We start from the raw sequence: 13,780 nt of genomic DNA on the forward strand, positions 1-13,780 counted from the left end.
AACAACGATGGCGATGAAAAAGTTGCTCATAGCGTCGCTGCTGTTCAGCAGCGCCACCGTATACGGTGCAGACGGATTCGTAGTGAAGGATATTCATTTCGAGGGCTTGCAGCGTGTTGCTGTCGGTGCGGCACTACTCAGCATGCCTGTCCGTGTGGGTGATACCGTCAGTGATGACGATATCGGGAATACCATTCGTGCTCTGTTCGCGACCGGAAACTTCGAGGATGTCCGGGTACTGCGTGACGGTGAAACCTTGATTGTGCAGGTGAAAGAACGGCCTACCATCGCCAGCATCACATTCTCCGGCAATAAAGCGGTCAAGGATGAGATGCTGAAAGAAAACATGGAAGCGTCCAGTGTGCGTGTCGGCGAAGCGTTAGACCGCACGACCCTCTCTTCTATCGAGAAGGGGCTGGAGGATTTCTACTACAGCGTCGGTAAATACAGCGCCTCCGTGAAGGCGGTGGTGACACCGTTGCCGCGCAACCGTGTTGACCTCAAACTGGTGTTTACCGAAGGGGTTTCCGCGCAAATCCAGCAGATCAATATCGTTGGCAACAAAGCCTTCACCTCTGATGAATTGATTGCCCAATTCCAACTGCGCGATGACGTGCCGTGGTGGAACGTCATGGGCGATCGTAAATACCAGAAACAGAAACTCTCTGGCGACCTGGAGACGCTGCGCAGCTTCTATCTCGATCGCGGCTACGCACGTTTCACGATTGACTCCACTCAGGTGAGCCTGACGCCTGACAAAAAGGGTATCTACATCACCATCAACATCACGGAAGGCGATCAGTACAAGCTGTCCGGGGTGACGGTGCGCGGTAATCTGGCGGGTCACTCTGCTGAGATTGAAGGGCTGACGAAAGTGAATCCGGGCGAGCTGTATAACGGCGCCAAAGTGACACGCATGGAAGAGGATATCAAAAAGCTGCTGGGCCGTTATGGCTACGCTTATCCGCGCGTGGTGACACAGCCTGAAATCAGCGACGGGGACAAAACCGTCAAGCTCAACATCAACGTTGATGCCGGTAACCGCTTCTCGGTGCGCCGTGTGCGCTTCGAGGGTAACGATACCTCCAAAGATTCCGTGCTGCGTCGCGAAATGCGCCAGATGGAAGGGGCATGGTTGGGTAACGATCTTGTTGAGCAGGGTAAAGAGCGCCTCAACCGTCTCGGCTACTTTGAAAGCGTTGACGTCGAAACTCAGCGCGTGCCGGGCACCGCCGATCAGGTTGACGTCACCTACAAGGTGAAAGAGCGTAACACCGGTACGTTGAACTTCGGCGTCGGCTTCGGTACGGAGAGTGGTGTCAGCTTCCAGGCTGGGGTTCAGCAAGACAACTGGCTGGGCACCGGTAACTCTGTGGGCATCAGCGGGACCAAAAACAGCTACCAGACCTATGTCGAGCTGTCGATGACCAACCCCTACTTTACGGTAGACGGCGTCAGCCTCGGCGGTCGTATTTTCTATAACGACTTTAAAGCCTACTATGCTGAACTTTCTGACTATACCAACCGCAGCTATGGCGTAGGCACAACGTTAGGTTTCCCGATCAACGAGAACAACTCATTGCGTCTGGGTCTGGACTACGTACATAACGATGTGTCAGATATGTCACCGCAGGTGGCGATGTGGCGTTATCTTAATTCGGTGGGTGTTAACCCGCCGGTTGTAGAATCGGGTAACCACTCCAGCGCCGATTTTAACGCCAACGATTTCTTCCTCAACGCCGGATGGGTCTACAATAGTCTGGACCGTGGCTTCTTCCCGACGGAAGGGAGCCGTGCCAGCTTCAACGCTAAAGTGACGGTGCCGGGTTTCGACAACGAATACTATAAGCTGACCTTTGATTCAGCGACCTACTATCCGTTGAGTGAAAACCACCACTGGGTGTTGATGGGCCGTGCGCGTGCCGGTTATGCGGATGGTATTGGCAGCAAAGATGTGCCGTTCTACGACAACTTCTATGCCGGTGGTTCGAGCACGGTACGCGGCTTCCAGTCGAATACCATTGGTCCTAAAGCGGCTTACTACCGGTGTGAAAAGCCGTTGCCAAACAGTTACTCGGCTTGCCGTGTGGATAATTCGGATGATGCTGTGGGCGGTAACGCTATGGCGGTTGCCAGTGCGGAACTGATTCTGCCGACACCGTTTGCTAGCGATAAGTATGCCAGTTCGCTGCGCACCTCGTTGTTTGTGGATGCAGGTACGGTTTGGGATACCAACTGGAAGAACACGGACAAAACCCTGGCGGCGGGTGTGCCTGACTACAGCGAACCGGGCAATATCCGTGTGTCCACAGGTCTTGCCGTGCAGTGGATGTCACCGCTTGGGCCATTGGTGTTCTCCTATGCCCAGCCGGTCAAGAAAATTGACGGAGACAAGTCGGAACAGTTCCAGTTTAACATTGGTAAAACGTGGTAGTGTCACGACAAACACGTCGTCTCTAAATGAAGTATAGGGCTCTGGTAACGCGCCACGTGCGCTGACCCAGAGCTTTGTGCACGTTAATGTGTGATAAAAAAGATCAGGTTGAGGAGTAATAACGTGAAAAAGTGGTTGTGTGCCGCAGGTCTCGGTTTAGTTCTGGCAGCGTCTGCCAGCGTTCAAGCGGCCGACAAAATTGCCGTTGTCAACGTTGCCAGCATTTTCCAGCAGTTGCCGCAGCGTGAAACCGTTGCCAAGCAGTTGGAAAACGAGTTTAAAGGTCGTGCATCTGAATTGCAGAAAATGGAAAGCGATCTGCAAACCAAAATGCAAAAATTGCAGCGTGATGGTTCTACCATGAAAGCCAGCGACCGCAGCAAATCTGAAAACGATCTGATGGCGCAGCGTGAGCAGTTCTCTAACAAGGCTCAGGCGTTTGAACAAGACAATTGCCGTCGCCAGATGGAAGAACGTAACAAGATCCTGAGTCGTATTCAGGATGCCATCAAAAGCGTTGCCAGCAAAGATGGCTACGATATCGTGATTGATGCCAACGCGGTTGCCTATGTCGGTAACGCGAAAGACATCACGGCTCATGTGCTGAAACAGGTCAAATAACTCATGGTTTCAATTCGACTGGACGCCTTGGCAGCACAGTTGGATGCGCAATTACACGGTGATGGCGATATCGTCATCACCGGTGTTGCTTCTATGCATTCGGCACGCTCTGGACAAATCACCTTTCTTTCAGACAGCCGCTACCGTGAGCAACTGAGCACGACACAGGCATCAGCCGTGGTGGTGACAGAAGCTGATCTGCCCTACAGCAAGGCAGCCGCGTTGGTGGTGAAAAACCCGTATCTGACTTATGCGCGTATGGCGCAATTGATGGATACTACGCCGCAACCTGCGCAGGATATCGCACCCAGTGCGGTGATTGCTGATGATGTCGTGCTGGGGCGCAATGTTGCCATCGGTGCGAATGCGGTTATCGAGTCAGGCGTAGAGTTAGGCGATGGTGTGGTGATCGGTGCCGGTTGTTTTGTCGGGAAACACGCCAGGATTGGCGCAGGTTCTCGTCTGTGGGCCAATGTGACGGTTTATCATCGGGTTGAGTTAGGGGCGCAATGTCTGATTCAATCTGGTGCTGTGATTGGTTCCGATGGTTTTGGCTATGCCAACGAGCGTGGCAATTGGGTCAAGATCCCGCAGTTAGGAACGGTACGCATCGGCGATCGCGTTGAAATTGGTGCTAACACCACCATTGACCGCGGTGCATTGGACGACACCATTATTGGTGACGGCGTTATCATTGATAACCAATGCCAGATTGCACACAACGTCGTGATTGGCGACAATACAGCAGTCGCTGGTGGCGTTATCATGGCTGGCAGCCTGAAAATTGGCCGTTACTGCATGATTGGCGGTGCCAGTGTGATCAATGGTCATATGGAAATTTGCGATAAGGTCACGGTTACGGGCATGGGGATGGTCATGAGACCTATCACCGAACCCGGCGTATACTCATCGGGAATTCCGTTACAGCCAAACAAAACGTGGCGTAAAACCACAGCGCTGGTGATGAGTATTGATGATATGAGCAAACGGCTGAAAGCCGTTGAGCGTAAAGTCAACCAGGATTGATCTCTGTGCCAGCCTCGCCAAAGCAGTGGCGGCGGCTTGATGGAGACGGGTTTATACGCGTTGGTTGTTGTGGATTACCTGCTTAGGCCGACGTAAAAATCCTTATTTGCGGCCTGCCAGATGATCCTCCTTTTGGGATCTCGCAGGCCGTGTTGTTGATGGCATCAGTTTTACGGACAGGAAGAGTATTTTGACTACTAACACTCATACTCTGCATATTGAAGAGATTTTAGAACTACTACCGCACCGCTTCCCCTTTTTGCTGGTGGACCGCGTATTGGATTTTGAAGAAGGGAAATTCCTGCGTGCGGTGAAAAACGTCTCTTTCAACGAACCCTTCTTTCAGGGACATTTCCCCGGTAAGCCCATTTTCCCCGGCGTGCTGATTCTGGAAGCCATGGCCCAGGCCACGGGCATTCTGGCATTTAAAAGCGTGGGTAAACTGGAACCGGGTGAACTTTACTACTTCGCGGCTGTGGACGAAGCGCGTTTCAAACGTCCGGTGCAGCCAGGGGATCAGATGATTCTTGAAGTTGAATTCATTAAAGAGCGCCGTGGTGTTGCACGTTTCAAAGGCGTCGCCAAAGTGGATGGCGAAGTGGCTTGTGAAGCGTCCATGATGTGTGCTCGTCGTCGGGAGGCCTGATAACGTGATTGATCAAACCGCCTTTATTCATCCCAGCGCTATTGTTGAAGACGGTGCCATTATTGGTGCACGTGTACACATTGGCCCGTTCTGCTATGTCGGTTCTCACGTTGAGATCGGCGAAGGCACGGTATTAAAATCCCATGTTGTGGTAAATGGGATCACTAAAATTGGCCGTGATAATGAGATCTACCAATTTTCCTCCATTGGTGAGGTAAATCAGGATCTGAAATACGCGGGTGAACCTACTCGCGTAGAGATCGGCGATCGTAACCGTATTCGTGAAAGTGTCACGATTCATCGTGGTACGGAACAAGGTGGTGGATTGACTAAAGTCGGTAGCGATAATCTGCTGATGATCAACACGCATATCGCCCATGACTGCGTCATTGGTAACTGCTGCATTCTGGCGAACAATGCCACGCTGGGTGGACACGTAGAAGTCGATGATTTTGCTATCATCGGCGGCATGACAGCGGTGCACCAGTTCTGTGTCATCGGTGCACACGTTATGGTCGGCGGCTGTTCCGGCGTGGCGCAAGATGTGCCGCCATACGTCATTGCTCAAGGTAACCATGCGACGCCGTTTGGCCTCAACATTGAAGGGCTGAAACGCCGCGGGTTCGAAAAAGAGACCCAGCAGGCGATTCGTAACGCCTACAAGCTGCTGTATCGCAGTGGGAGAACGTTGGAAGAGGTGAAACCGGAAATCGAAGCGCTGGCGAAAGATCATCCTGCGGTTCAAGCGTTTATCGATTTCTTTGCACGTTCTACCCGCGGCATTATCCGGTAATTCATGTCAACGCGTCCCCTTGTGATTGGTATCGTCGCCGGAGAAACCTCCGGCGACATTCTTGGTGCGGGCCTGATCCGAGCGCTGAAAAGCCAGATGCCTGACGCTCGCTTTGTCGGCGTAGCCGGGCCACGCATGCAGGAAGCCGGGTGTGAAACCTGGTATGAGATGGAAGAGCTCGCAGTGATGGGGATTGTCGAGGTGTTAGGGCGTTTGCCGCGCCTGCTGTCGATCCGCAGTGACCTTACGCAGCGTTTCACCGAGCTTGCGCCCGACGTTTTTGTTGGCATTGATGCGCCCGATTTTAATATCACGCTCGAAGGCCGCCTCAAAGCGCGCGGTATCCGCACCATTCATTACGTCAGCCCCTCCGTGTGGGCCTGGCGCCAGAAACGCGTTTTCAAAATTGGGCGTGCCACCGATCTGGTGTTGGCGTTTCTTCCCTTTGAAAAAGCGTTTTACGACAAATTCAACGTGCCTTGCCGCTTTATCGGCCACACCATGGCCGATGCCATGCCGTTACAGCCGGACAAACTGGCGGCGCGCGCACATTTAGGCATCGCGCCTGAGCGGCATTGTCTGGCGCTGCTGCCGGGCAGTCGCGGGGCTGAGGTGGAGATGCTGAGCGCCGATTTTTTACGCAGCGCACAGTTATTACGCCAACGCTATCCTGATTTAGCCGTGTTGGTGCCGTTGGTGAATGCCAAGCGGCGTGAACAATTTGAACGCATCAAGCAAGAAACGGCCCCCGAGCTGGACGTGCGTTTGTTGGATGGTCAGGCGCGTGAAGCGATGATCGCCAGCGATGCGGCGCTGCTGGCGTCCGGCACGGCAGCGTTGGAGTGCATGCTGGCAAAATGCCCGATGGTCGTAGGCTACCGCATGAAGCCTTTTACGTTCTGGCTGGCAAAGCGCTTGGTAAAAACCCCCTGGGTGTCGTTACCGAATTTGTTGGCAGGGCGCGAATTGGTAAAAGAGTTGCTGCAAGAGGAGTGCACTCCAGACAAGCTGGCGGCGGCGTTGCTTCCCTGGCTGGAAGGCGGGGAAGACGTGAAACAACTGCACGAGACCTTTTTGGCGCTGCACCAACAGATTCGTTGTGATGCGGATACGCAGGCGGCACAGGCTGTAATGGAATTGGCCCGAGGTGAAGTGAACCATGTATGATGTTTTTGTCTATCCGGATGCAACGCGCATAGCTGGTGTAGATGAAGTGGGGCGCGGCCCGTTGGTGGGGGCGGTTGTCACCGCTGCGGTGATTCTCGATCCGCAGCGTCCAATCGCTGGATTGGCTGATTCAAAACAGCTCAGTGAAAAACGCCGTCTGGCGCTTTATGATGAAATCAAAGACAAAGCGCTGTCATGGAGTTTGGGGCGCGCCGAGCCCGAAGAGATTGACCAATTGAATATCCTGCATGCCACGATGCTGGCGATGCAGCGTGCCGTTGCAGGGTTGCATCTGGCACCCGATTATGTGCTGATAGACGGCAATCGCTGCCCGCTATTGCCCATGCCTGCATTGGCGGTGGTGAAGGGCGACAGCCGTGTTGCCGAGATCAGTGCCGCATCGATTCTCGCCAAAGTGACGCGAGACCGGGAAATGGTCGAGTTGGATGCCCGTTTCCCTGAATATGGCTTTGCGCAGCACAAGGGTTACCCGACGGCTTATCACCTTGAAAAACTCGCTCTGTTAGGTGCTACTGAGTACCATCGGCGCAGTTTCGCCCCCGTAAAACGCGTATTGGGGTTGGCATAGCCCGTCAACCACGTGCAATCAGGTAATATCGGTGCCCTGCTCGTAATGCGGGGCTGTTTTCGACAACGTCTAGGATCTGGATATGGCCGAACCACGTTTTGTCCATTTGCGTGTGCACAGTGACTATTCCATGATCGATGGGTTGGCAAAAGTCGGGCCGCTGGTAAAAAAGGCGGCCGCGCTGGGCGTGCCAGCCCTGGCGATCACGGATTTCACCAACCTGTGCGGGTTAGTGAAATTTTACGGTGGCGCACACGGTGCGGGCGTTAAACCCATTGTCGGCGCGGATGTTCTGGTAAGCAGCGATGTGCTGGGCGATGAACTTGCACAGCTCACTCTGCTCGCCATGGACAACGAGGGGTATCAAAACCTCACCCTGCTGATCTCCCACGCTTATCAGCGCGGCTACGGTGCCGAAGGCCCCACCATCGAACGCGACTGGTTGATCGAATACGGTAAAGGTTTACTGCTGATTTCGGGTGCCCGGCAGGGCGACGTCGGCAAATTTATCCTGCGCGGCAATCAGGCGTTGGTCGAGCAAAGCCTGGCCTTTTATCAAGAGCACTTTCCGGGCCGCTATTATCTGGAACTGATTCGCACCGGTCGCCCGGATGAAGAGAGCTATCTTCACGCGGCAATTGAATTAGCCATGAAGCACCATCTGCCGGTGGTGGCGACCAACGATGTTCGATTCATCAACGCCGATGAGTTCGATGCCCATGAGATTCGCGTTGCTATCCACGATGGCTATACGCTCGATGACGCAAAGCGTCCGCGTAACTACAGCGCGCAGCAATATATGCGCAGCGAAAACGAGATGTGTGAGCTGTTTGCCGACATCCCGGAAGCGCTGGTGAACAGCGTCGAGATAGCCAAACGCTGTAATGTCACCATCCGTCTGGGGGAGTATTTCCTGCCCCAATTTCCGACCGGTGATATGTCCACCGAAGATTTTCTGGTTAAACAGGCCCGTGAAGGGCTGGAAGAGCGTCTCGCGTTCCTGTTCCCTGACGAAGAGGTGCGTAAGCAGCGTCGCCCGGAATACGACGAGCGTTTGGAAATCGAACTCAACGTTATCAACCAGATGGGGTTCCCTAGCTACTTCCTGATCGTGATGGAGTTTATCCAGTGGTCAAAAGACAACGATGTTCCGGTAGGTCCGGGGCGCGGTTCGGGTGCCGGCTCGCTGGTGGCCTACTCACTGAAAATCACCGATCTCGATCCGCTTGAATTTGACCTGCTGTTCGAACGTTTCCTTAACCCGGAACGTGTATCGATGCCTGACTTCGACGTCGACTTCTGTATGGAAAAGCGTGACCGGGTTATCGATCACGTTGCTGAAATGTACGGGCGCGATGCGGTATCGCAGATCATTACCTTTGGTACCATGGCGGCCAAAGCGGTTATTCGCGACGTAGGTCGCGTGCTCGGACACCCTTACGGGTTTGTCGACCGCATCTCCAAGCTGGTGCCACCCGATCCGGGCATGACGCTGGAAAAAGCCTTTGCTGCTGAACCGCAGCTACAGGAAATTTACGACGCCGACGAAGAAGTCAAAGCGCTTATCGATATGGCGCGCAAACTGGAAGGGGTGACGCGCAACGCGGGTAAACACGCCGGTGGGGTGGTAATATCGCCGACCAAAATCACCGATTTCGCACCGCTCTATTGCGATTCGGAAGGGAATCATCCGGTTACCCAGTTTGACAAGAACGACGTGGAATATGCCGGGTTGGTGAAGTTTGACTTCCTGGGGTTGCGCACGTTGACTATCATCGACTGGGCGCTGGAGATTATTAACGCCCGTCGTGCCAGGCAGGGGTTGGAGCCGATTGATATCGCGGCCATCCCGCTCGACGATAAAAAAAGTTTCGACATGCTGCAACGTTCGGAAACCACGGCGGTGTTCCAGCTTGAATCGCGCGGCATGAAAGACTTGATCAAACGTTTGAAGCCGGACTGCTTTGAAGACATGATCGCTCTGGTGGCGTTGTTCCGTCCGGGGCCTTTGCAGTCAGGGATGGTGGATAACTTTATCGACCGTAAGCACGGACGTGAAGAAATCTCCTATCCTGATATACAGTGGCAGCACGAATCGCTGAAGCCGGTGCTGGAGCCGACCTATGGTATCATCCTGTATCAGGAACAGGTGATGCAGATAGCCCAGGTGCTTTCCGGCTATACGCTGGGCGGCGCGGACATGTTGCGCCGTGCTATGGGTAAGAAAAAACCCGAAGAAATGGCCAAGCAGCGCTCCGTGTTTGAGGACGGCGCGAAGAAGATGGGCGTCGACGGCGAATTGTCGATGAAGATCTTTGACCTGGTGGAAAAATTTGCCGGGTATGGGTTTAACAAATCGCACTCAGCTGCTTACGCACTGGTGTCGTATCAAACGCTGTGGCTCAAGGCGCATTATCCTGCCGAATTCATGGCCGCTGTGATGACGGCGGATATGGATAACACGGATAAAGTGGTGGGGCTGGTGGATGAGTGCTGGCGTATGGGGCTAAAAATCCTGCCGCCGGATATCAACAGCGGGCTGTACCATTTTCACGTTAATAATGACGGGGAAATTGTTTATGGCATCGGCGCGATCAAGGGCGTCGGTGAAGGGCCGATAGAAGCTATCATCGACGCGCGAAATCAGGGCGGATATTTCCGCGAGCTGTTCGATCTCTGTGCCCGTACTGATATCAAGAAACTGAATCGCCGCGTGCTGGAAAAGCTGATCATGTCCGGTGCGTTTGACCGGCTGGGGCCGCATCGCGCGGCGTTGATGAATTCGCTCAACGATGCGTTGAAGGCTGCCGATCAGCATGCCAAGGCCGAAGCTATTGGTCAGGCAGATATGTTTGGTGTTCTGGCGGAAGCGCCGGAGCAGGTAGAACAGTCCTACAGCACGGTAGCTCCCTGGCCGGAGCAGGTGGTGTTGGACGGTGAGCGGGAAACCTTAGGGCTTTATCTGACGGGCCATCCGATCACGCAGTATCTCAAGGAAATTGAACGCTATGCTGCCGGCTTGCGTTTGAAGGACATGCACCCGACGGATCGGGGCAAAGTAACAACGGCGGTCGGCCTGGTGCTGGCTGCCCGCGTAATGGTCACCAAGCGAGGTAATCGCATTGGCGTGTGTACACTGGACGATCGTTCCGGCCGTTTGGAAGTGATGTTGTTTACTGAAGCGTTAGATAAGTATCAGCATCTGCTTGAAAAAGACCGAATTCTGATCGTCAGTGGACAGGTCAGCTTTGATGACTTTAGCGGGGGCCTTAAAATGATGGCCCGAGAGGTCATGGATATCAGTGAAGCGCGTGAAAAATATGCGCGCGGGCTTGCTATCTCGCTGACTGACAGGCAAATTGATGACCAGCTATTAAACCGTCTCCGCCAATCGTTGGAACCTCATCGATCGGGGACGATCCCGGTACACCTTTACTACCAGCGAGAGGATGCCTGCGCCCGGTTACGTTTTGGCGCGGCATGGCGTGTGACGCCAACCGATGTGCTGCTTAATGACCTGCGCACACTGCTGGGGAACACCCAGGTGGAACTGGAATTTGACTAAAATAGGAATACTATGAGTCTGAATTTTCTTGATTTTGAGCAGCCGATTGCAGAGTTGGAAGCGAAAATTGACTCGCTGACCTCAGTCAGCCGTCAAGATGAAAAATTGGATATTAATCTGGACGAAGAGATCCAGCGGCTGCGGGAAAAAAGCGTTGAACTGACGTGCAAGATTTTTGCCGATCTGGGTGCCTGGCAGATTGCGCAATTGGCTCGTCATCCGCAGCGTCCCTACACGCTGGACTATGTCAGCCATATTTTCACCGACTTTGATGAGTTGGCGGGCGATCGCGCCTATGCCGATGACAAAGCGATTGTAGGCGGCATTGCGCGTTTGGATGGGCGTCCGGTGATGATCATTGGTCATCAGAAAGGGCGCGAAACCAAAGAGAAAATTCGCCGCAATTTCGGTATGCCTGCACCTGAAGGCTACCGTAAAGCGCTGCGCCTGATGGAGATGGCAGAGCGTTTTAACCTGCCGATTATCACCTTTATCGACACGCCGGGCGCGTACCCAGGCGTTGGTGCTGAAGAGCGCGGCCAGTCGGAAGCCATTGCGCGCAACCTGCGTGAGATGTCCGGCCTGAGCGTACCGATTATCTGTACGGTGATTGGAGAGGGGGGTTCCGGTGGTGCATTGGCGATTGGTGTGGGTGACAAGGTCAACATGCTGCAATACAGCACCTATTCTGTGATTTCACCAGAAGGCTGTGCCTCTATCCTGTGGAAAAGCGCCGATAAAGCGCCACTGGCGGCGGAAGCGATGGGAATCATCGCCCCGCGTCTCAAAGAGCTGAATCTGATTGATGCTATCATTCCTGAACCGCTCGGTTCTGCGCACCGTGATGTGGAAACCATGGCGGCGTCGCTGAAAGCACAACTGCTGTCAGACTTGCGTGAGCTGGATGAATTGGATAAAGAGGCGCTGCTCGATCGCCGTTACCACCGTTTGATGAACTACGGTTACTGCTGATCCCAGACCTATCGCGCTGAATAAAGTCCGCTTTCCGCAAGGAGGCGGACTTTTTGCTATTATGCGGCTATTCTATCATCACCTTGCCACAACAAGGAGTACGCATGCTGGCGTTAACGGCCATTCACCATATTGCCATTATTGCCTCTGACTACCGGCGCAGTAAGGCATTTTATTGCGATGTCCTTGGGTTTGATCTGTTGGCGGAAACCTATCGGGCAGAGCGCGACTCATGGAAAGGCGATCTGGCGTTAAAGGGGCGTTACGTTATCGAATTGTTCTCGTTTCCCTCTCCACCGCCACGGCCCACTCAGCCTGAATCCTGTGGCCTGCGCCATCTTGCTTTTGCAGTAGTCGACATTGACGAGGCGTGCGATACACTGCAACGCGCAGGCGTCGCCTGTGAACCGGTGCGGGTGGATGAATTTACCCAGCGTCGTTTCACCTTCTTACGCGATCCGGATGGATTACCGTTGGAGCTTTATGAGCAGTGAGCGGACCGACGTGGCTGCGCTACTGGAAAACGTAGCGGTGCAGCTCTCTGGCTGTCAGCGTGTTCTGGTGGCTTATAGTGGCGGGCTGGATTCCAGCGTGCTGCTGCATATGCTGTATCAATTGATGCCGCAGCGTTCGGATATTGTTGTGCGTGCCGCCTATGTGCATCATGGGCTAAGTGCACACGCGGAGCGTTGGGCGCAGCACTGCATGCTGACCTGCCAGCAATGGGATATTCCCTGCACGGTGCTGCCTGTCACTGTGGATGCGCGTGAGCGTGGTGTTGAAGCGGCAGCGCGCGAAGCGCGTTACCAGGCACTGCGCCAACATCTGTTACCTGAAGAAGTGTTGCTTACCGCACAGCATCTCGACGATCAGAGCGAAACGTTCCTGTTGGCGCTCAAGCGTGGCAGCGGGCCTGCCGGGCTTTCAGCGATGGGGGCTACGGGGCAGCTGGGCGCGAATCGCTTGCTACGCCCATTGCTGGGCGTAGCGCGAGCGCAACTTGAAGATTATGCCCATCATTATCGACTCACGTGGGTGGAAGACGAGAGCAATTGCGACGCGCGTTACGATCGCAACTTTCTCCGTTTGCAGGTATTACCGCAACTAAAACAGCGCTGGCCGTCATTTCCAGAAGCAGTGGCGCGCAGCGCGCGACTGTGTGCCGAGCAGGAACAACTGTTGGATGAATTGTTGGCGCCATCGCTTCAGTCGGCCTGTGACGCGAAAGGCGCGTTGGCGATTGATGCTTTGCTCCCCCTGAGCGAACCGCACCGTTTTGCGCTGTTGCGGCGTTGGCTGAGAGTGCACGAGGTGGCGATGCCTTCACGCGAACAATTACTGCATTTGTGGCAGGATGTTGCTCTCAGCCGCCAGGATGCAGAACCGTTGTTACAATTGGGCACCGTACAGATTCGACGCTTTCGTCAGCGTTTATACTGTATTGCCGAGTGCGTAAACGTCGTCGACCTGGTGTTACCCTGGCAACCTGAGCAGGGCAAACTAATGCTTCCGCACCGGTTAGGTTATCTGTCCTTGGACGAACAAGGTATGAGTATCCGACGCCCGCATCCTGATGAGCAAGTGAGCGTGCGTTTTGGCCTGAAAGGGAAACTGCATATTGTTGGGCGCAGTGGCGGACGATCTGCGAAAAAACTGTGGCAGGAATATGCGATTCCTCCCTGGATGCGTGAACAAATTCCTATTCTGTATTACAACGAATACCCTATCGCAGCCGTTGGCGTCTTTGTGATGCAGGAAGGAGAAACGCCAGCAGATGATACCGCATGGCAGATAGTGTGGCGGATGGCGTAGCGTCGATACAGAATCTATCAGCGCTATTCAGGGGCTTTGTTGAATAAATAGAAAGTTTGGGTAATCATCGGATCAGATCACCATAGTTGTTTCAAAATCAGGTCTCCATGGCAAAACAAAATTTTAAAATCACTAACTGGCCCTCCTATAACAAG

General features: G+C 54.0%; 11 protein-coding genes. All 11 read left to right on the forward strand.

The window, feature by feature from the left end; translation table 11 throughout:
- Positions 1 to 7 precede the first annotated feature (7 nt).
- The 11 genes from bamA (at position 8) to tilS (ending at position 13,625) form a co-directional block, all read left to right on the forward strand.
- Positions 8 to 2,434 carry an outer membrane protein assembly factor BamA gene (gene bamA / locus ACTBDZ_RS00635; RefSeq protein ID WP_438813822.1) on the forward strand — a complete coding sequence of 809 codons (2,427 nt, stop codon included), beginning with the start codon at positions 8 to 10 and terminating at the stop codon, positions 2,432 to 2,434.
- A 123-nt stretch (positions 2,435 to 2,557) separates the two neighbouring features.
- Positions 2,558 to 3,055 (forward strand): molecular chaperone Skp, encoded by a 498-nt coding sequence (skp, locus tag ACTBDZ_RS00640; RefSeq protein WP_438813823.1) that lies wholly within the window; start codon positions 2,558 to 2,560, stop codon positions 3,053 to 3,055.
- A gap of 3 nt (positions 3,056 to 3,058) precedes the next feature.
- Entirely contained in the window at positions 3,059 to 4,081 is a 1,023-nt protein-coding gene (lpxD, locus tag ACTBDZ_RS00645) for a UDP-3-O-(3-hydroxymyristoyl)glucosamine N-acyltransferase (RefSeq protein ID WP_438813824.1), read from the forward strand.
- A gap of 190 nt (positions 4,082 to 4,271) precedes the next feature.
- Positions 4,272 to 4,727, forward strand: a complete 456-nt coding sequence (gene fabZ, locus ACTBDZ_RS00650; protein WP_195315614.1) for a 3-hydroxyacyl-ACP dehydratase FabZ — start codon at positions 4,272 to 4,274, stop codon at positions 4,725 to 4,727.
- A gap of 4 nt (positions 4,728 to 4,731) precedes the next feature.
- Complete coding sequence (lpxA, locus tag ACTBDZ_RS00655) at positions 4,732 to 5,520, forward strand: acyl-ACP--UDP-N-acetylglucosamine O-acyltransferase (RefSeq protein ID WP_438813825.1); 789 nt, start codon at positions 4,732 to 4,734, stop codon at positions 5,518 to 5,520.
- A gap of 3 nt (positions 5,521 to 5,523) precedes the next feature.
- Positions 5,524 to 6,687 carry a lipid-A-disaccharide synthase gene (lpxB, locus tag ACTBDZ_RS00660; RefSeq protein WP_438813826.1) on the forward strand — a complete coding sequence of 388 codons (1,164 nt, stop codon included), beginning with the start codon at positions 5,524 to 5,526 and terminating at the stop codon, positions 6,685 to 6,687.
- Positions 6,680 to 7,276 carry a ribonuclease HII gene (rnhB, locus tag ACTBDZ_RS00665; protein WP_438813827.1) on the forward strand — a complete coding sequence of 199 codons (597 nt, stop codon included), beginning with the start codon at positions 6,680 to 6,682 and terminating at the stop codon, positions 7,274 to 7,276. Before lpxB ends, rnhB begins: the two co-directional genes overlap by 8 nt.
- Positions 7,277 to 7,358: 82 nt before the next feature.
- The gene (gene dnaE / locus ACTBDZ_RS00670; RefSeq protein WP_438813828.1) at positions 7,359 to 10,841 is read left to right on the forward strand and encodes a DNA polymerase III subunit alpha; all 3,483 of its coding nucleotides are present in this window, start codon (positions 7,359 to 7,361) and stop codon (positions 10,839 to 10,841) included.
- A 12-nt stretch (positions 10,842 to 10,853) separates the two neighbouring features.
- On the forward strand, positions 10,854 to 11,813 hold the full coding sequence (accA, locus tag ACTBDZ_RS00675; protein ID WP_438813829.1) for an acetyl-CoA carboxylase carboxyl transferase subunit alpha: 960 nt from the start codon (positions 10,854 to 10,856) through the stop codon (positions 11,811 to 11,813).
- Between the two features lie 104 nt (positions 11,814 to 11,917).
- Positions 11,918 to 12,307, forward strand: coding sequence for a VOC family protein (locus ACTBDZ_RS00680; protein ID WP_438813830.1), 390 nt, complete (start codon positions 11,918 to 11,920; stop codon positions 12,305 to 12,307).
- Positions 12,297 to 13,625: a tRNA lysidine(34) synthetase TilS gene (tilS, locus tag ACTBDZ_RS00685; protein ID WP_438813831.1), complete on the forward strand. Its 1,329-nt coding sequence runs from the start codon at positions 12,297 to 12,299 to the stop codon at positions 13,623 to 13,625. The genes ACTBDZ_RS00680 and tilS overlap by 11 nt, the downstream gene beginning before the upstream one ends.
- Positions 13,626 to 13,780 lie beyond the last annotated feature (155 nt).

It is taken from the genome of Symbiopectobacterium sp. (genome assembly GCF_051710365.1).
Classification (GTDB): Bacteria; Pseudomonadota; Gammaproteobacteria; order Enterobacterales; family Enterobacteriaceae; genus Symbiopectobacterium.